The organism is Micromonospora sp. NPDC005203 (assembly GCF_042872705.1).
GTDB lineage: Bacteria > Actinomycetota > Actinomycetes > Mycobacteriales > Micromonosporaceae > Micromonospora.
Map to the genome: position 1 here is coordinate 204,784 of NZ_JBIAKV010000011.1, position 19,387 is coordinate 224,170.

Genomic DNA, 19,387 nt, shown 5'->3' on the forward strand with positions numbered 1-19,387 from the left:
GTGCGGAGCGGGGACCGACCGTACCCCGTGGTGCCCGGCAGCCACGATCGCCCACCCCCGCGCTCCCACGGCGGTGGTCGTACTCTTGGCGTTCGTGGCCAGTCCCACCTCGCTGCTGAAGCGGCTTCTGCTCGGTCGACCGTTCCGGTCCGACCGACTTCAGCACACCCTCCTGCCGAAGCGCATCGCGCTACCCGTGTTCGCCTCCGACGCCCTGTCCAGCGTCGCGTACGCGCCCGACGAGATCCTGCTGACCCTCTCCATCGCCGGCACCTCGGCGTACTTCTTCTCCCCGTGGATCGCCCTCGCGGTGGTCGTGGTGATGCTCACCGTGGTGGCGAGCTACCGGCAGAACGTGTACGCCTACCCCTCCGGTGGCGGCGACTACGAGGTGGCCACGGTCAATCTGGGTCCGAAGTTCGGAGTCGGGGTGGCCAGCGCGCTGCTCGTGGACTACGTGCTCACGGTGGCGGTGTCGGTCTCGTCCGGGGTGGCCAACCTCGGCTCGGTGGTGCCGTTCGTGGCCACCCACAAGGTCCTGATCGCGGTGATCGCGGTGGTCCTGCTGACCGCTGTCAACCTGCGCGGCCTGCGGGAGTCCGGCACCGCGTTCGCCATTCCCACCTACGGCTTCGTCATCGTGATGGGCGGGATGCTGCTCACCGGGCTCTTCCGGGTCTTCGTGCTGGGCGACGACCTCCGGGCGCCCAGCGCTGACCTGGTCATCCAGGCCGAGCACAGTGTGACCGGTTTCGCGCTCGTCTTCCTGCTGCTGCGGACGTTCAGCTCGGGCGCCGCCGCGCTCACCGGCGTCGAGGCGATCTCCAACGGTGTGCCGGCGTTCAAGGCCCCGAAGAGTCGCAACGCCGCCACCACGCTGCTGCTGCTGGGTGCGATCTCGGTAAGCATGCTGGTCGGGATCATCTGGCTGGCCCGCCTGACCCACCTGCAGTTCGTCGAGGACCCGGCGCTCCAGATCGTCGCCGGCCCCGACGGCTACGTGCAGAAGACGGTCACCACCCAGCTCGGCGAGACGGTCTTCGGCTCCGGCTCGATCCTGCTCTACGTGGTGGCCGGGATGACCGCGCTCATCCTCTTCCTGGCGGCGAACACCGCGTTCAACGGTTTCCCGGTGCTTGGCTCGATCCTCGCCCAGGACCGCTACCTGCCCCGCCAGTTCCACACCCGGGGCGACCGGCTGGCCTTCTCCAACGGCATCACCTTCCTGGCCCTGTTCGCGATCGTGCTGATCGTCGGCTTCCAGGCCGAGGTGACCCGGCTCATCCAGCTCTACATCGTCGGGGTCTTCGTCTCGTTCACGGTCTCCCAGGCGGGCATGATCCGGCACTGGAACCGGCGCCTGCGCACCGAGCGGGACGCGGAGGCGCGGCGCCGGATGATCCGGTCCCGGGCTATCAACACGTTCGGCATGGGCCTGACCGGCACGGTGCTGGTGATCGTGCTGATCACCAAGTTCCTGCTCGGCGCCTGGATCGCGATCGCCGCCATGGCGGTGATCTACCTGCTGATGCTGGCCATCCGCCGGCACTACGACCGGGTGGCGGCCGAGCTGACCCCGCCGGACGAGGGCCGGGCCGTGCTGCCCGCCCGTAACCACGCGATCGTGCTGGTCAGCAAACTGCACCAGCCGACGCTGCGGGCCATCGCCTACGCTCGGGCCACCCGACCGGACACGCTGACCGCAGTGACCGTCAACGTGGACGACAAGGACACCCGCGACCTGCAGGCCGACTGGGAGCGGCGGGAGATGGCCATTCCGCTCACGGTGATCGACTCGCCGTACCGGGAGATCACCCGGCCGATCCTGGACTTCGTCGCCAACACCCGCCGCAAGTCGCCCCGGGACGTGGTCACCGTCTTCATTCCGGAGTACGTGGTGGGTCGCTGGTGGGAGAACCTGTTGCACAACCAGAGCGCTTTGCGCCTCAAGGGCCGGCTGCTCTTCGAACCGGGGGTGATGGTGGTCAGCGTGCCGTGGCAGCTCGCCTCGACGGCGAGCAAGAACCTGGACCGGCTGGACGCGACGCTGTCCCGGACCCCGGCGCGCGGGCCGCGCGGCACCGTAGCGCCGGAGGCTCCGCCGGTCGCCTCCGCCCCGGCGCCCGAGACTCGCCCGATCGACGGCGGCCCGGTCGGGACCGGCCGTGACTGAGCCCGGCGCACACCAGCCCGCCACCCCGGCCGACCCGCCGTCGGTGCCTGCGGTGCCTGCGGTGCCGTCGGTGCCGTCGGTGCCTTCGGTGCCTTCGGTGCCGTCGGTGCCTTCGGTGCCTTCGGTGCCTTCGGTGCCTTCGGTGCCTTCGGTGCTTGAGCGTGGCCTGGCCGAGGCGGAACGGGTCGAGCTGACGGTCGACGCGGTCGCCCCCGGCGGGCACTGCGTGGCCCGGGTGGACGGGCAGGTGGTCTTCGTCCGGCACGCGCTGCCCGGCGAACGGGTCATCGCGGAGGTCACCGAGGTGCACCGGGGGTTCGTCCGGGCCGACGCGGTGACCGTGCTGCAAGCCTCACCGGACCGGGTCGAGCCGCCCTGCCCGTACGCGAAGCCGGGTGCGTGTGGCGGCTGCGACCTGCAGCACGTCGCCCCGGAGGCGCAACTGGCCTGGAAGACCGCCGTGGTGCGTGAACAGTTGACCCGCCTGGGTGGGCTGACCGACGCCGAGCTGGACCAACTCGGCGTCCGGGTCGAGGCGCTGCCCGGCGGGCTGCTGGGCTGGCGTTCCCGGGTCCGCTACGCCGTGGACGCCGCGGACCGGGCCGGCCTGCTCAAGCACCGTTCGCACGAGGTGGTGCCGATCGACAGGTGCCGGATCGCCCACCCGGCCATCCAGCGGCTGCCGGTGCTCGCCGAATGTTGGCCGGCCGCCGAGGCGGTGGAGACCGTCGCCAGCACCGGCGGGGACGTGACAGTCACCGCGGTCCGCGACGGGGTACCCACCCCGGTCAGTGGCCCGACCGAGGTCCGCGAGGTGGCCGCCGGCCGGGACTGGGCGCTGCCCGCGTCCGGGTTCTGGCAGGTGCACCCGGCCGCGGCGGACACCCTCTGCGCGGCGGTGCTGGAGCTGCTGGACCCGCAGCCGGGCGAGACCGCGTGGGACCTCTACGGCGGCGCGGGGCTGTTCGCCGCCGCCCTCGCCGGCCGGGTCGGCGCTGCCCGGATCACCCTTGTCGAGTCGAGCCGGGACGGGGTGGACGCGGCCCGCGCCAACCTGGCCGACCTGCCCCGGGTCGAGGTGGTGGCGGCCCGGGTGGAGACCGCGCTCACCCGTCGACGGATCACCGGCCCGGTCGACGTGGTGGTGCTCGACCCGCCGCGCTCGGGCGCGGGCGCCCAGGTGGTGCGGGACGTCGTCGCCGCCGGCCCACGGGCGGTCGCGTACGTGGCCTGTGACCCGGCGGCCTTCGCCCGGGACGTGCGCACCTTCACCGAGCTGGGTTGGCGGCTGGCGGCGCTGCGGGGCTTCGACCTCTTCCCGATGACGCAGCACGTCGAGTGCGTCGGACTGCTGCTGCCTCCGGTCGAGCGCTGACCGGCAATCCTCGTACTCCGGTCCTCCGGCGGCGGCTGCGGATCCGCCTCTGACCAGGCGCTCAGCCCACCCGCGCGGCTCGGGCCACTCGGCCCAGGCTGCGGAGTGCCGGGCGGCCGATAGACTCTCCGGTCATGAGTGTTGAAGAGGACACGGCCAACCACGGCCGGTTGCTGGGGACGGTCCGCGGTCCGCAGGACGTCAAGCGGATGTCCGGTGAGGAACTGGACGTCCTCGCCGCCGAGATCCGTGACTTCCTGATCGCCAAGGTCTCCCGCACCGGCGGGCACGTCGGGCCCAACCTCGGTGTGGTCGAGCTGACGCTGGCCATGCATCGCGTCTTCGACTCCCCCCGCGACCGGCTCCTGTTCGACACCGGTCACCAGTCGTACGTGCACAAGATCCTCACCGGCCGCCAGGCCGGCTTCGACAAGCTCCGCCAGCGCGGTGGCCTCTCCGGCTACCCCAGCCAGGCGGAGAGCGAGCACGACCTCATCGAGAACTCGCACGCCTCCACCGCGCTGTCCTACGCCGACGGCCTGGCCAAGGCGTACGCCCTGCGGGGCGAAGCCCGCAGCGTCGTGGCCGTGGTCGGCGACGGCGCGCTGACCGGCGGCATGTGCTGGGAGGCGCTGAACAACATCGCCACCGCCGGCAACTCCCTCGTGATCGTGGTCAACGACAACGGCCGTTCCTACTCGCCGACCATCGGCGGGCTGGCCGACCACCTCTCCTCGCTGCGGCTCAACCCCGGCTACGAGAAGGTCCTCGACACGGTCAAGGACGCCCTCGGCTCCACGCCGCTGGTCGGCAAGCCGATGTACGAGGTGCTGCACGCGGTCAAGAAGGGCATCAAGGACGCGGTCGCCCCGCAGGCCATGTTCGAGGACCTCGGCATCAAGTACGTGGGTCCGGTGGACGGGCACGACGTGGCGGCGGTCGAGGCGGCGCTGCGCGCGGCCAAGAACTTCGGCGGCCCGGTGATCGTGCACGCGGTCACCCGCAAGGGCTACGGCTACCGCCCGGCCGAGGAGGACGAGGCGGACTGCCTGCACGGCCCCGGCAGCGCCTTCGACGTCGAGACCGGCGCGCTGCTGGCCGCCCCGTCGGTGAAGTGGACGCACGTCTTCGCCGACGAGCTGCTGGCCATCGCCGACGAACGCCCGGACGTGGTGGGCATCACCGCCGCGATGGCCGAGCCGACCGGCATCGCCAAGCTGGCCCGTAAGTATCCCGAGCGGGTGTACGACGTGGGCATCGCCGAGCAGCACGCCGCCACCTCGGCGGCCGGGCTGGCCCTCGGCGGCCTCCACCCGGTGGTCGCGGTCTACGCCACCTTCCTCAACCGCGCCTTCGACCAGGTCCTGCTGGACGTGGCGATGCACAAGCTGCCGGTGACCTTCGTGCTGGACCGGGCGGGCATCACCGGCCCGGATGGCCCCAGCCACTACGGCATCTGGGACATGTCCGTCTTTGGGGTCGTGCCCGGCCTGCGGATCGCTGCTCCCCGGGACGCCGCCACGCTGCGCGAGGAGCTGCGCGAGGCGCTCGCCGTCGACGACGGCCCGACCGTGGTGCGTTTCCCGACCGGCGCGGTCGCCGCGGACCTGCCGGCGCTGCGCCGGGTCGGCCCGGTCGACGTGCTGACCGAGTCGGCGCGTACCGACGTACTGCTGGTTGCCGTTGGCTCCTTCGGCCAGCTGGGCATGGAGGTGGCCGCCCGGGTCGCCGAGCAGGGTTACGGGGTCACCGTCGTCGACCCCCGCTGGGTGCGCCCGGTTCCGGCGGAGCTGGTCGACCTGGCCGCCCGCCACCGGCTCGTGGTCAGCGTCGAGGACGGGGTCCGGGTCGGCGGGGTGGGCGACGCGCTCGCCCAGGCCATGCGTGACGCCGACGTCCGGGTGCCGCTCAAGGACCTGGGCGTACCGGCCGAGTGGCACCCGCACGGCACCCGCGCGCAGATCCTCGCCGACCTGGGCCTGACCGCCCAGGACGTGGCCCGCAACGTGACCGGCTGGATCTCCGGCCTGGACGCCACCCCGGACCGCCTCACCCCCAGCGACGCGGCCGCGCAGAACTGACCACCTCGCGACACCAGCGGCGGGCGGCCCCTCCGGGACCGCCCGCCCCGCTGCCCGCCCCGCCCCGCCCCTGTGCCGCGCCGATCTTGCACTTTCGGTCGTCGTAATGTGCGCTTCGCGGCTATTTGTCGGGGCAGAAAGTGCAAGATCGGCGCGGTGGGGGCGGGGACCAGGGTGGGGTGGGGGTGGGGTGGGGGGTGGGGGTGGGTCAGTGGGGTTTTACTGAGCGGTAGTGGGTCTTGTCGGAGTTGGCGAGGCTGTAGGTCTGGGAGCGGGACGGGCTGGGGATGACCGCCAGGCCGGGGCGCTCGACCAGCAGCGGGGTGCCCGGCGGGACGGACAGCGAGCTGTCCCGGGTGGCCCGCCAACTGAGCACCACCAGCGGCTGACCGGGTACGGGCAGTTGGTACGCCTGCAGCGGGGTGGCCCGGTCCGCGGGCGAGACGACGGGTGCGCCGCCGTCGGCCGGTCGGTAGATCACGGCGGTCATCGCGCCGGCGTCGGTATCCCAGTTGAGCTGCTGCAACTCCGCCGCCGCGCCACCTCCGAGGGCGACCTCACCCAGCGAGCGGACGGTGAGTTTCGCCATCGGCCAAGACGTCGGCACCGAGCGCGGGGCGTCCCGGTCGCCGATCCGGCGCGGAATGCTGCCGAACGGACCCCGGTCGCCGGCCAGCACACAGGTGTCCAGCCCGGTCAGCGCCCGCCGTCCCGTGCCGGACTCGTCCCGGACCAGGGGATAGCGCGGATCGACGGTGCCGGTGCCCAGATCCAGCAGCCGGTCGGCGGCCCGCCCGCGCGGCAACGACTCGGTGGTTCGGAGGGTCGCGGTCACCGCGACAGCCGTGCAGGCCGGCACGTCGACAGGTGCGCTGAGGCCGTCCGCGACGGTGAGCGTCCGCTCCTGTGGTCCGACCAGGGTCTGCACCCGGGCGGAGATCAGGTAGCGCCGGCCGCCGGGGGTCTGCACCGGCAGTACGTCGGAGTAGACGAGATAACCCGGGTCGGTGTACTCGGTGGCACGGGTCACCGCGTACCGATCGCCGTCGCGGGTGAGTTGCAGCAGCCAGGAGGCGCTCTCGCCGGGCACGTCGGCGGCCACGATCGCCATCGGGGCACCATCGACCCGACCGGAGAACAGGATGCCGGACGTGGGGAGGTGCGCGCGGTCGTCGGCCGGCGACCGCCAGTCACGAACCGCGGCGGTGACCGCTGCCGTCGCCGTGCCGTCGCCCGAGAGATCGCCGCGCGGCGGCCACACCGCCAGCGTGCCATCCAGGCTGTCGTACCCGACCCGCAGGTCCTGTGGCTTGCGATCCGCGACCGGACCGCATGCCGTGCTGACCAACAGCGCACTCAGCAGGACGGCGAGCGTCCTGCCGTACCGACGGCCTGGAGTCACCTGGCCCGCCCCCGATCGCCTCGCCGTCGCTGTCGGAAAGCGCCATAGTACGAGATGTCCGGTGCCGGACCTCAGGTGGTCGTCGCCGGACCACCTACAGTGGACGCCACCGGGGCTTTAGTGCGTTTTGGTTACTCCGGTAGACTCCGCCGACTGTGACGCCTGCCGAGTCCCGCGCCCTGCCCGCGCCGCACCCGGAGTCGGCAGCCGGCTCCGGCGAGATGGTGAGCTCTCGCACTCCGGTCGGCCAGTTCGCCGGCCCTGCCGCGCTGACCAGCGCCTCCGCCGCGCCGGCCGAGGCGCGCGCGACCGCCCCCACCCGCACCACCCCCGCCGAGGCGACCGCGCCGGCTCCGGCGGAGGCGACCGCGCCGCCGGCGGAGACCGTCGTGCCGGCTCCGGCGGAGGCGACCGCGCCGCCGGCGGAGACCGTCGTGCCGGCTCCGGCGGAGGCGACCGCGCCGGTCGAGTCCGGGGAGAGCGCGGCGGCCGTACCGTCGCGGGCGTGGTGGCGTGGGTGGACGCGGCGGCGGCAGCACCTGGCGGTGGGCGGGTTGTTCCTGCTCGCCGCGCTCTGGGTGACCAGCCGGATCTGGCTCGACCCGTCCGGTCGGGTGGCCTCGCTCTACACCGGTGACCCGGCCCAGGTGCAGTTTTTCCTGGCCCACTCGGTACGGGTGGTGCTGCACGGCGAGTACCCGTTCTACACCGAGCAGTTCAACTACCCCGACGGCGTCAACCTGATGGCCAACACGGCCGTGCTGGCGCTGGGCATCCCGATGGTCCCGGTGACGCTGCTGTTCGGGCCGGCGGTCTCCTTCGTGCTGCTGGTGACGCTCGGCCTCGCCGGCACCGCCCTGGCCTGGTACCTCATGCTCTCCCGCCACCTGGTGCGCACCCCGCTCGCGGCGGCGGCCGGCGGCTGGTTCTGCGGCTTCTCACCCGCGATGCTCTCGCACGCCAGTTGGCACCCGAACATCATCAGCCAGTTCCTGCTGCCGTTCATCGTCTGGCGGGTGCTGGTGCTCACCCGGTCTACCCGGCCGGTCCGCGACGGCGCGCTGCTCGCCCTGCTGGTCACCGCGCAGGCGTTCATCAACGAGGAGATCCTGCTCTTCACGGCGTTGGCGTGCGGCGTCTTCCTGCTGGCGGTGCTCGTGCAGGAGCCCGCCCGCTGGCGGGCCGCGTGGCGGCCCCTGGGCGCCGGTGTGGTGACCTGCGCGTTGCTGGCCGGCGCGCTGCTGGCGTACCCCCTGTACGTGCAGTTCGCCGGGCCGATGGCCTACCACGGGCTCAGCGACGCGGTGAAGGACTACGGCAACGACATCGCCGCCTTCTTCGCCCCGGGCTCGCCCACCCTCGGCGGCAACCAGCGCGCCAACATCAACCTCGCGCCGAACTACTCCGAGGAGAACGCCTTCTTCGGCTGGAGCCTGTCGTTGATCGCCATCGGCATCGTGGTCTGGTTGCGCCGGGAGCTGATCGTCCGGGCGCTCGCGGCGACGGGCCTGCTCTTCGCCGTGCTCTCACTCGGCGAGCGCGTCTCCTGGTGGGATCGGGAGCTGGTCACCGGGCCGTGGCAGATGCTCGTCCACCTGCCGCTGCTGGACGCGGTGGTGCCGACCCGGTTCGGTCTGATCACCAGCGTGGTGGTCGGCCTGCTGCTCGCGCTCGCCGTCGAACGAGCCTGGGCGTTGCGTCCTGCCGAGCGGCGTACCGTCCGGACGCTCACCGCGGCGGGCCTGGCGTTCGCGCTGCTGCCGATCGCCCCGATGCCGCTGCGGATGGTCTCCCGGCCGCCGGTGCCGGACTTCATCACCGCCGACCGTTGGCGGGCGTACGTCGGGCCGGACCAGACGCTGGTGCCGATCCCGGTGCCCAGCATGGGCAACACGCACGGCATGCGCTGGGCGGCGGCCACCAACCTCGACTTCAAGATTCCCGGCGGTTACTTCCTCGCCCCCCGCAACGGCAACACCGGTGACGCCGGCCGGTTCGGCGGCCGACCCAGCGGGGTGGGCCAGATGCTGGAGGAGGTGGCGACGACCGGCCGGATGCCGAAGCTGGACGACCGGCAGCGGCGTCGATTCGCCGACGAGCTGCGGCACTGGCGGGCGGCGATCCTGGTGCTGCCGTTGCGACAGCAGAACGCCGAGCCGCTGCGGCGGACGGTCGAGGAGCTGGTTGGTCCGGGTCGCCAGGAGCTGGACGTCTGGGTGTGGGACGTGCGGGCGCTCAGCGACCGTTCGGTCTGACAGCCACCGGGGACGACGTCGCCCCCGATGGCGGCCAGCACGCCCCGGCTCGGGGACCTCATCGACCGATCAACCCACCAGGGCGCGGACGTCCCAGACCCAGACGTCGTCGACCCGCTGCGGCGGCCCGATCAGGCCGGTGACCAGATCGCGCAGCACCGCCTCGCGCGGGTGCCCCCCGAGCACCACCACCGACGCCCGCCAGAACCGCAGGTCCTCGACGGCCTGGCGACGGTTCTCGGCGGTGAGCGCCGGGACCGCGTTCTTGTCCATGGTCGAGTAGATGAGGGTGCTGGTGGGCCGGTTCGGCGCACCGAAGACCCCCTCGCCCAGCTCGTTCGGCCCGATGAAGTAACCGCCCGGGACGGGGAACTCCTGCCCGGTCAGCGCGCTCCAGCGCAGCGTCGGCAGGCCGTGCACGTTGCTCGGGATCGGCACCGGCACCAGGGTCCGGCCCGCCGGCACGTACGGTCGCCAGCCGCCCGCGGTGATGAAGTGCGGTGGCGGGTCGATCTGCTGGGCGGGCAGCGGCCGGGGCAGCAGCGGCAGCACGGCGAGGGTGACCGCCGCGTACCCCACCGGGCGCAGCCACCGACGACGCGCCGCGACCGGCGCGGGAGCGGCCGGGTCGTCGGACGTCGCCGGGGTCGGCTCGTCGACGCGCTGGGCCGGCACCCGCGCGTCCTCGGCCACCGCGCGCCCCTGGCGGTGCGCGGCATCCCAGGTCAACGCGAGCAGTACGCCCACCGCGGCGGCGACCACGAGCGTCAGCCGGGTCGGCATCATCATCTCGACAAGTGGCAGGTCGTCCGGCACGTACGACCACGGGCCGCGCACCGTCGTCTCCACCCCGTCGAAACGCACAATCGGCCCGATCGCGGCCACGGTGAACACGACGATCAGCACCGCGACGATCCGGGTGGCCATCGACCGGCGCACGAGCAGCACCAGGGACACCAGCGAGAGCAGCACCAACGGCCAGCCGAACCAGGTGTTCTGCTCGGTCAGCCCGATCGTCTGCTCCACCGCCGGGTCACCGGCCCAGGTGTCCCTTGCGAAGGTGACGAAGGCCATCAGGTCCTCGCCCCAGTTGTGGAAGACGCCACCCTGCAGGCCCCGGTAGGACTGCGGGCCGTTGAACTGGAACCAGATCGGGTACGCCGCGAGCACCAGGGCCAGCCCGCCGGCGACCCCGAGCCCGGCCGCGAACGTGCCGGCGGCCGCCCAGGCGGCGCGCGGCCGCTGCACGACGTACGCCAGCACGACGACCAGACAGGCCAGCGCGGTGAGCAGCAGCATCTCCTCGTTGATAAAGATCTGGTACGTCACCAGCGCGCCGAGCACCAGCCCGTTGCGCCGCCACCGGCCCGGCTCGCCGAGGCGCAGCACCCGCACCACGATCAGCGGCAACAGGAAGTTGGACACGAAGTTGGGCTGACCGTTGGCGTGGTGGATGATTCCCGGCGCGAAGCCGAGGAACGCGCCGCCGACGAAGGCCGCCGCCCGGGAGCGCACCAGGTGGCGGGAGAGCATCCAGTACCCGGTGCCGGCGGTGGCCGCCAGCGCCGCACCCAGATAGAGCGCGTACACCACCTGGGGGCCGAGCAGCAGGGTCAGCGGGGCCAGTGGCAGGGTCACCCCGAGCAGTGAGGTGTTGGCCATCATGTTCACGCCGTCCGGGGCGTTCTGCCGGTCCGTGAACAGCGGGTTCTCCAGGTGCCGCACCGAGTACGCGCCGTGCGCGAACAACCACTCGAACCAACTGTGGTCGGTGGGCAGGTGCGAGGAGACCCGGCCGGTGACGTCACCGGCGTAGTTGAGGCAGACGAAGACGCCGAGCAGCACATAGGCTCCGAGGGCCAACAGGTCGGCTCGGGCCGGGCGGCGTCGAGACCGCCGTGTCGGCTCGACCTCGGCCGGGTCGGCGTCGGTAACGGGATTCAGCGAAGGGTCTACCACCGGCACAGCCACGACGCGCCATCGTACAGGCGCGGGTCCGTCGCTTTTGCCGGGCCGGTGCACTCACGGTCGGTTTGCCGGACGTCACTCGCCGGCCAGCACGGGGAGGATGGTCGTTGTCGATCATCGAGCTGGGTGAGATCGGGGACGAGTCGACCACCGGTCCGCCGGTCCGCCGGCCCCGGTCCGCCGGCCGCCCGTTGCGCGGCGCCGCCGTGCTGCTGCTCGCCGTGCTGCTGCCGGCCGGCGCGACACCGCAGCCGGAACGGACGATGACCGTGGTGCCGACGTCGCGGGCGGACACCGTCTTCCTCACCGCGGACGGCGTCATCGTCATCGACCCCCCGACAGCCGACCAGGACCGGCACCTGACCGCGTACACCCAGCCGGCACCGAACGGCGCCGGTGTGCGGTGGCGGGCGCCGGTGCCCCGCGGCGACGACTACCTCGGCGTCCGGATCGAGCGAGGGCTGGTGTTACTCACTGGGGTCGATGCCGAGGACGGGGTGATCGAGACCACCGCCTTCGACGCCGAGACGGGCCACCAGCGGTGGCAGCGTCGTGGTTCCCCCGTACCGATCGCCGGCGGCGGGCTGCTGCTGACCGAGGTCCGCCAGAACGGGGTGGACGGAATGAGCGGGATCGACCCCGACACCGGCCGGGTTCTCTGGTCGGTGCCCCTGCTGTCGCCCTCCGGCCCCGGCTACCACGTGATCGACGGTCGGGTCGACAGGTTCGTGCTGGTGCAGCCCGCCGGCGAGGTTCAGGTGCACGACGCCGACAGCGGCCGCCTGCTGCGCAGCGTGGACACGCTGCCCGGCGACCGATCGGTGTTCCAGCGGGTCCAGGTCGTCGACGATCTGCTGCTGCTCCTCACACCCGGGGACGTCCCGATGGTGGTGGCCTACGAGTTGGTCGGGCTGGAGCAGCGGTGGACGGCGCAGGTGTCTCCGGTGTCCTTCGTGGTCGGTTGTGCCGACCTGCTCTGCGTGTCGGGGCAGGACGGCAGCCTCCGGGTCCTCGATCCGGCCACCGGCGTGGTGCGCTGGTCGGACCCGGGCGGGGAGTTGCTGGCCGACGTACGCGGCGACCATTTGCTGATGGCCGGCTTCGGGCGGCAGTACGCGGTGCGCGACGCCGCGACCGGGCGAACGCGCACCGAGCTGGGTGAGTGGGACCTGATGCAGGTGCTCCGGCTGGATGATCCGCTGGTCGGGCTGCGGCACGGCGACGACGGCCGGCTGGTCGTCGCCGCCCTGGACCTGCCGGCCGGCCAGGCGCGGATCCTCGACGTGCTGCCGGACATCGCGGGCAGTTGCCAGGCGTCGCTGCCGATCCTGCTCTGCCAGCGTCTCGACGGCTCGACCGCGCTGTGGCGGCTGGGACAGTGACCGACCCGGTGATCGACCTCGGTGAGCTCCGGGCCGGCCCGGATCCGGATCCGCTGCCCCGCCCGCCCCGCGCGAACGGTCGGCTGTTGCGCTGCGCGCTGGTCCTGCTGCTCGTGCTGGCCACGCTCGTCTCCGCCGCCGTGCCGCCGCCCCGCCCGGCCGCGGTGACGTTGCCCGCGCAACTCGCCGCCGAGACGCTGTTAACCGCCGATCTGTTCGTGGTGCTCGACCCGGACCCGGGGCAGCCGACGCGGCGGCGGATGAGTGCCTTCCGGCTGCCCGACGGCGGGTTGCTCTGGCAGGCCGCGGTGCCGGTGCAGGGCCGGATTTGGGCGGTCACGTCGGCGGGCGGGACCCTGCTGGTCACGGTCTACGAGGTGCTGCCGCCCGAGCAGGACGTCCAGTCCCTGGCGTTCGACCGGGAGACCGGGGCGTACCGCTGGCAGCAGCCGGGCCACCCCACCCTGCTGGCCGACGGCAACGTGTTGCTGCAGTCCGGCGCGGACGACGAGCCGGTCACCCTGCGCGCGGTCGATGCCTGCTGCGGCGTCGTGCGCTGGCAGCTGACCGACCCCGCCGAGTCCGTCAACCTGCGGCAGGACGCCCGCGGAGTGGACCGGGTGGTGCTCCACCGGAGGACGGGACATACCGAGGTGCATGACGCGATCACCGGCACGGAGCTCATCCGGGCCGACCTGCGCCCGCCCGAGGGCGGATCGTACGAGTACGTGCAGGTGGTGAACGACCTCCTGCTGGCCAGCCACGGGACGCCGACCACGATCACCGCCTACGGGCTGGACCGGCTGGAGCGGCGCTGGAGCGCCACCAGCACCGATCGGATCGACTTCATCGAGGACTGCGGCCCCGTCCTGTGTTCGCAGCGACGTCGCCCCGAGCTGTGGGGGATCGATCCCGCGACCGGCCAGGTGCGGTGGCACAGCGACCGCTGGGAGTGGGTCCTGCCGTACGACGGACGGCTGGTGTCCGCGCCCGTCGCCGACCCTCCACAGCCGCTCGTCGTGCTCGATCCGATGACCGGCGACAAGGTGGCCGACCTGGGCCGGTGGGAGCTGGCCGTGGTCAACCGCGACGGCCCGCTGATCGGCACGCGTCCGCACCCGGACGGCGGGATGGTCGTCGCGGAGCTGGACGTCCGCGCCGGGGAGGCGCGCGTGCTGGACGTGTTTCCCGACGTCGCCGGCAACTGCCAGGCGATTCCCGGCCTCCTGCTCTGCCAGCTGGTGGACGGGTCGTACCGGCTGTTCCAGGTGTCCCGGTGAGCGGCTCGGTGATCGACCTCGGTGAGCTGCGGCACGGACCGGAGCTGGAGCCGGCGCCGTCGCCCCGCCCACCCCGCGCCAAGGGCCGGCCGCTACGCTGCGCGCTGGCCCTGCTGCTCGTGCTGGCCACCCTCGCCGCCGCCGCGCCGCCGCCGCCGGGGCGGACCGTGGTGACGGTGCCCGCCGAGGCGGGCGCCGACGTGCAGATCGACGACGACCTGGTCCTGGTGATCAATCCGGTCACCGTCCAGGCGCCGCAGTGGCGGCTGGCCGCCTTCCGGCTGTCCGACGGCGAGCCGGTCTGGGACACCCCGCTGCCCGGCCGGGCCCGCTTCTGGGGAATCCAGCCGAAGGACGGTCTCCTGCTGCTCACCGGGTACGAGATCGGTGCGGACGCGCGGGACACTCTCACCGTGGCGCTGGACCGCGCGACCGGGGCGTACCGCTGGCAACAGCCGGGCGGCTCCTTCGAGCTGGCGGACGGCAACGTGCTGCTGCAGTCCGTCGGCGAGGACCAGCCACTCAGCCTGCGCGTGGTCGACCCCTGCTGTGGCACGGTGCGCTGGCAGCTGAGCACCCCCACCGCCGGCGTCACCGCGCAGCCCGTCGGGGAGAAGGCGGACCGGCTGGTGCTCAGCGACGTGCGCGGACCGGTCGAGGTACGCGACGCGCTGACCGGGGCGGTGCTGGCCCGCGCCGACCTGCGGCCACCCGACGGCGGGCCACTCGGGTACGTGCAGGTGGAGGACGACCTGCTGCTGACCGCCGGCGGGCAACCGGGCGCGCTCACCGCGTACGGGCTGGACCGGCTGGACCGGCGCTGGAGCACCACGATCGGCGAGATCGATTTCGTGCAGGGCTGTGGCGCCGTCCTGTGTCTGGGCACCCGCTCCAGTGGGCTGTGGGGGGTCGACCCCGCGACCGGCGAGGTGCGTTGGCGCAGCGACCGCTGGGCGTGGGCCTGGCCGTCCGGCGGTCAGCTGGTGGCCAGCGTACGCAGCAGCGATCCGCTGGGGGACGTCTTCGTCGTCGACGTGCGGACCGGCCAGGAGGCCGCCAACCTGGGCCGGTGGGAGCTGTACCAACTCGACAGCAGTGGTCGGCTGCTCGGCGTCCGCCCGCATCCCGACGGCGGGGTGCTGGTCGGGGAGTTGGACGTTTCCGCCGGTAAGTCGCGCGTCGCGGACCTGCTGCCGGACGCCACCGGGCGGTGCCAGGCGATCGTGGGCCACCTGCTCTGCGCTGGCACGGGCGGCCCGTACCAGATCTGGCGGTTGCGCGACTGATCACCGGCTGGCCCGGGCGGGCGGCGAGGGAGGATGGTTGCCGGCTGGCACTAGGTTGTCGGTGGTCAGCAGCGAGGAGGCCGGGATGCGGGTACTGGTGGTGGAGGACGAGCGCAACCTCGCCGACGCGATCGCGCGCGGGTTGCGCAAACGGGGGATGGCGGTCGACGTGGCGTACGACGGCGACGCCGGCCACGAGGCGGCGTTCGTCACCCGGTACGACGTGGTGGTGCTGGACCGCGACCTGCCCGGCGTGCACGGTGACCAGATCTGCGCGGATCTGGCCGCCTCCGGTGCGCTGACCCGGGTGCTGATGCTGACCGCGAGCGGCACGGTAGCCGACCGGGTGGAGGGGTTGCAGCTCGGCGCGGACGACTACCTGTCCAAACCGTTCGCCTTCGACGAGTTGGTCGCCCGGGTGCAGGCGCTGGGCCGGCGGGCCACCCCGGCCGCGCCGCCGGTGCTCGAACTGGCCGACCTGGTGCTCGACCCGGCCCGCCGGGTGGCCACCCGGGCCGGGGTGCCGGTCGACCTCACCAACAAGGAGTTCGGGGTGCTCAGCGAGCTGCTCAAGGCCCGCGGCGCGGTGGTTTCCAGTGAGGAACTGCTGGAACGGGTCTGGGACGCGAACACCGACCCGTTCACCACGATCGTCCGCGTCACCGTGATGACGCTGCGCAGGAAGCTCGGTGACCCGCCGCTGATCGAGACCGTGGTGGGCGCGGGTTACCGCACGGCCGAGGTGGGGCTGTGAGCGCGAGGAGTGCGCCGGGTTTGCGAGCCCCGCAGTCGCGAACCGAGGGCGCACGGTGAGCGCGAGGAGTGCGCCGGGTTTGCGAGCCCCGCAGTCGCGAACCGAGGGCGCACGGTGAGCCGCCGGGTCCGGCCCACCCTGCGGTTACGGCTGACCCTGCTCAACGGGGTGCTGCTGGTCGGCGCGGGGGCGATCCTGGTGCTGCTGGCCTGGCTGCTGGTCCGGGACGCGCTGCGCCCCACCGACGAGCTGCTGCCCGGCACGACGGTGCTGCTCTCCGACGGCGGCCGGATGGACGCCGCCGAGTGGCAGCGGCGCCTGGTCGACGCCGCGTCCGGGGAACTGCTGGCCAAGGGCCTGGTCGCGCTGTTGGCGATCAGCGTGGTCGGGGTGGCCGGCGCGTACGCGGTGGCGGGCCGGGCGCTGCGCCCACTGCACCAGGTCACCGCGACCGCGCAGCGCCTCGGCGAGGCCACCCTGGACCAGCGGATCGGCTACTCGGGCGCCGACGACGAGGTGGCCGAGCTGGCGAAGACGTTCGACGCCATGCTGGACCGGATCGCGTCCGCGTTCGAGGCGCAGAAGCGCTTCGTGGCGAACGCCTCGCACGAACTACGTACTCCGTTGGCCGTGATGCGTACCGAGATCGAGGTGACGCTCAGCGACGACGACGCGGATGCCGCGGAGTACCGCCGGATGGCTACGGTCGTCCGGGACGCGTCCGAGCGGGCCAACGGCCTGGTGGACGCGTTGCTGGTGTTGGCCCGCAGCGAGGCGCAGGCCGGGCGGCAACTGGGCCGGCGCACCGAGTGTGACCTCTCGGCGGGCACCGCGAACGCGTTGTCGGCGATGCGTCGCGAGGTGGAGCGGATCGGCCTGCGGGTGCAGACGTCGTTGAAGCCCGCGCCGGTCGTCGGTGACCCGGGGCTGCTGGACCGGTTGGCCGGCAACCTCATCGAGAACGCGGTTCGCTACAACCACCTGCACGGCCGGCTCTGGGTGCGCACCGGCACCGACGGCGAGCGGTCCTGGCTGGTCGTGGGCAACACCGGGTTCGAGGTGGACCAGGCCGACGTGCCGGGGCTGTTCGAGCCGTTCCGGCGCGGTGGCCGGGAACGCACCGGCGCCCGTGGCTCCGGCCTGGGGCTGTCCATCGTCCGGGCGGTCTGCACGGCGCACGGCGGCACGGTGCGCGTCATCGCCCAGCCCGGCGGTGGCCTGGAGGTGACGGTCACCCTGCCGTCAGCGGACGCCCCGGCGGTGAACGGCGCGGTCGCCGCGACCGGCTGACGGGGTTGCGCCCGGCGTTCGACCGGTGGCAAGATCACGCTGTCAGCTCGAGAAGTGAAGGGGGGTGCGTCGATGTCCACAAATGATGACTCCGCACCCCGGGTCTGCGCCGGCTGACTCCCGGAAGCGGAGCGTCCCATCCCACCCGGAGGGAACACCCGTGTATCCACGGATCCGCAACATCAGTTTTGACTGTCACGACACGTACGTCCTGGCTGGCTTCTGGGCCGCCGTGCTCGGGTACGCCCGTCACTCCGAGGACGCCCCGGGTGACCCGGAGGCGGCTCTGCTGCCGCCGGGCGAGACCACGCCGAACCTGTTCTTCCAGGAGGTGCCGGAGGACAAGGTGACCAAGAACCGGCTGCACATCTGCCTGGAGCCGACCGACCGGACCCGGGACGAGGAGGTCGAGCGGGTGCTCGGCCTCGGGGCCACCCTGGTCACCGACCGACGGCGGGTCGACGGTACGGGCTGGGCGGTGCTCGCCGACCCGGAGGGCAACGAGTTCTGCGTGGTCCGCAGCGCCGGGGAACGTGTCGCCACCACCACTGTGAAGGACCAGCTGTGAGTTCGACGATCCACAACATCAGCATCGACTGTCACGACACGTACGCCCTGGCCGGATTCTGGGCACAGGTCTTCGACTGCCCCCGGCAGCCCGACGACTTCCCCGGTGACCCGGAGGCGATGCTCCTGCCGCCGGGCGGCCCGGAGGTGCTCTTCCTCGCCGTGCCCGAGGGCAAGACGGTGAAGAACCGACTGCACCTGGATCTGCAACCCGCCGACCGCACCCGGGCCGAGGAGGTCGAGCGGCTGCTCGGCATCGGCGCGACGCTTGTCGCCGATCACGTCAACCCGGCCGGCGGCGGTTGGGTGGTGCTCGCCGACCCGGAGGGCAACGAGTTCTGCGTGCTCGGCAACGCTGCCCAGCGGGCGGCGGCAGCGGCGGCGCGGGCCGCGGCGGGAGACAACGAACCGGCCTGATCGCGGGCGTACGGTTCGGGGGCCGGCCCCGGCCACCATGCGGTGGCCGGGGCCTCGGTCACCGCATGGCTCAGGAGCGCTGCTCGATCTGGCCCCGGATGGTGGTGAACTCGGCCTCCACCTGCTTGGCGGTCTTGAAGTAGACCACCACCAGGCCCACGCTGCCCCGGTCGGCCCAGACGCAGACGCCCAACGGGATGTTCCCGGCGGCGTTGCCGTCCCCGCACTTCGCGTCGCCGCCGAGCGGGCCGGCCTCGACCGCTGCCATGTTGGTCACGGTCAGTTCGGTGGTGAGCCCGTTGACGGCGTCGTCCAGTTCCTTCTTCGGGTCCGTCATCAGACCGGACACCGCGGCGATCATGACGATGTCCTGCTTGGTCGGGTCGCCGTAGAACGCACCGACCGTGCTGGTCTCGTTCTGCACCTCCGACTTCATCTTGGTGACCAGATCGTCGGCGGCCGCTTGGAGCTGCGGGTCGGTGAGCTTCGGTCGGCCGGCGAGGGTCGCCGGCGCGACCACCCGGGTCTTGGTGGCGTCGACGACGTCGCCGACGTCCTTCCGGATCGCGAACCAGGTGATCGCCGCCCCGCCCAGGCAGATCACCAGCACCACCGCCAGCACGATCAGCACGATCTTGCCGACGTTCGACTTCTTCGCCGGGGGCGGGCCGCCGGGCAGGTACGGCTGACCCGGCTGCGCGGGCGGGAACCCCTGCTGCTGCTGCGGCGGCGGCCACCCACCGGGCTGCTGCGGCTGCCCCGGGTACTGCTGCTGGCCCGGCTGCTGCGGCCACCCAGCGGGCTGCCCCGGCTGCTGCGGCCACCCACCGGGCTGTTGCGCCTGGCCCGGCTGCTGCGGCTGCCCCGGCTGCGGGGGCTGGTTGGCGGAATCGTGCGGCGGGCCGTACGGGTTGGCCGGTGGCTGAGACATCAGTTGGCTCCAAGTCAGGGGGTGCGAAGCGCGTGATCCTAACCCGGTGCGGCAACCGGTGATGCCCCCGTGTCGGTCCCTCGGGCGACCGGGTGATCACAAACGGTCGCGGGGGGGGGGGGGGGGGGGGGGGGGGGGGGGGGGCGGGGGCCGCGGGGGGGCGGGGGGGGGGGGGGGGGGGGGGGGCGGGCCCCCCGGGGGGGGGGGCCCGCCCGGCCGGGGGGGC

Annotated in this window: 14 protein-coding genes; 11 read left to right on the plus strand and 3 right to left on the minus strand. The window is 72.8% G+C overall.

Going from position 1 to position 19,387, the window contains the following annotated elements; translation table 11 throughout:
• Positions 1–94: 94 nt before the first annotated feature.
• From ACFYPM_RS23685 to dxs, 3 genes are all read left to right on the plus strand, one after another.
• On the plus strand, positions 95–2,173 hold the full coding sequence (locus ACFYPM_RS23685) for an APC family permease (RefSeq protein WP_387200708.1): 2,079 nt from the start codon (positions 95–97) through the stop codon (positions 2,171–2,173).
• Positions 2,174–2,324: 151 nt separating this feature from the next.
• A complete protein-coding gene (locus ACFYPM_RS23690) occupies positions 2,325–3,548 on the plus strand; it encodes a class I SAM-dependent RNA methyltransferase (RefSeq protein ID WP_387200711.1) in 1,224 nt (407 codons plus the stop codon).
• A 134-nt stretch (positions 3,549–3,682) separates the two neighbouring features.
• Complete coding sequence (dxs, locus tag ACFYPM_RS23695) at positions 3,683–5,629, plus strand: 1-deoxy-D-xylulose-5-phosphate synthase (protein WP_387200714.1); 1,947 nt, start codon at positions 3,683–3,685, stop codon at positions 5,627–5,629.
• Between the two features lie 208 nt (positions 5,630–5,837).
• Here dxs and ACFYPM_RS23700 read toward each other — a convergent pair whose 3' ends face one another.
• Positions 5,838–7,031, minus strand: coding sequence for a hypothetical protein (locus tag ACFYPM_RS23700; RefSeq protein WP_387200716.1), 1,194 nt, complete (start codon positions 7,029–7,031; stop codon positions 5,838–5,840).
• A 155-nt stretch (positions 7,032–7,186) separates the two neighbouring features.
• On the opposite strand from ACFYPM_RS23700, the gene ACFYPM_RS23705 reads away from it, so the two are divergent.
• Positions 7,187–9,286 carry a hypothetical protein gene (locus tag ACFYPM_RS23705; protein ID WP_387200719.1) on the plus strand — a complete coding sequence of 700 codons (2,100 nt, stop codon included), beginning with the start codon at positions 7,187–7,189 and terminating at the stop codon, positions 9,284–9,286.
• 69 nt (positions 9,287–9,355) lie between these two features.
• Here ACFYPM_RS23705 and ACFYPM_RS23710 read toward each other — a convergent pair whose 3' ends face one another.
• A complete protein-coding gene (locus tag ACFYPM_RS23710) occupies positions 9,356–11,251 on the minus strand; it encodes a hypothetical protein (protein ID WP_387200772.1) in 1,896 nt (631 codons plus the stop codon).
• Positions 11,252–11,361: 110 nt separating this feature from the next.
• Here ACFYPM_RS23710 and ACFYPM_RS23715 point away from each other — a divergent pair, with 110 nt between their 5' ends.
• The 7 genes from ACFYPM_RS23715 to ACFYPM_RS23745 all read left to right on the plus strand — a co-directional run bounded on the left by ACFYPM_RS23715 (position 11,362) and on the right by ACFYPM_RS23745 (position 18,230).
• Positions 11,362–12,636 carry a PQQ-binding-like beta-propeller repeat protein gene (locus ACFYPM_RS23715; protein ID WP_387200722.1) on the plus strand — a complete coding sequence of 425 codons (1,275 nt, stop codon included), beginning with the start codon at positions 11,362–11,364 and terminating at the stop codon, positions 12,634–12,636.
• Positions 12,633–13,916, plus strand: coding sequence for a PQQ-binding-like beta-propeller repeat protein (locus ACFYPM_RS23720; RefSeq protein WP_387200725.1), 1,284 nt, complete (start codon positions 12,633–12,635; stop codon positions 13,914–13,916). Before ACFYPM_RS23715 ends, ACFYPM_RS23720 begins: the two co-directional genes overlap by 4 nt.
• Entirely contained in the window at positions 13,913–15,202 is a 1,290-nt protein-coding gene (locus ACFYPM_RS23725; RefSeq protein ID WP_387200728.1) for a PQQ-binding-like beta-propeller repeat protein, read from the plus strand. Before ACFYPM_RS23720 ends, ACFYPM_RS23725 begins: the two co-directional genes overlap by 4 nt.
• Positions 15,203–15,287: 85 nt before the next feature.
• A complete protein-coding gene (locus ACFYPM_RS23730; RefSeq protein ID WP_387200775.1) occupies positions 15,288–15,956 on the plus strand; it encodes a response regulator transcription factor in 669 nt (222 codons plus the stop codon).
• 114 nt (positions 15,957–16,070) lie between these two features.
• Positions 16,071–17,246, plus strand: coding sequence for a sensor histidine kinase (locus ACFYPM_RS23735; protein WP_387200731.1), 1,176 nt, complete (start codon positions 16,071–16,073; stop codon positions 17,244–17,246).
• 160 nt (positions 17,247–17,406) lie between these two features.
• Positions 17,407–17,814 (plus strand): VOC family protein, encoded by a 408-nt coding sequence (locus tag ACFYPM_RS23740; protein WP_387200734.1) that lies wholly within the window; start codon positions 17,407–17,409, stop codon positions 17,812–17,814.
• Complete coding sequence (locus ACFYPM_RS23745) at positions 17,811–18,230, plus strand: VOC family protein (protein WP_387200737.1); 420 nt, start codon at positions 17,811–17,813, stop codon at positions 18,228–18,230. The genes ACFYPM_RS23740 and ACFYPM_RS23745 overlap by 4 nt, the downstream gene beginning before the upstream one ends.
• A 70-nt stretch (positions 18,231–18,300) precedes the next feature.
• On the opposite strand, the gene ACFYPM_RS23750 is transcribed toward ACFYPM_RS23745, so the two are convergent.
• Positions 18,301–19,161 (minus strand): hypothetical protein, encoded by an 861-nt coding sequence (locus tag ACFYPM_RS23750; protein ID WP_387200740.1) that lies wholly within the window; start codon positions 19,159–19,161, stop codon positions 18,301–18,303.
• Positions 19,162–19,387: the final 226 nt, after the last annotated feature.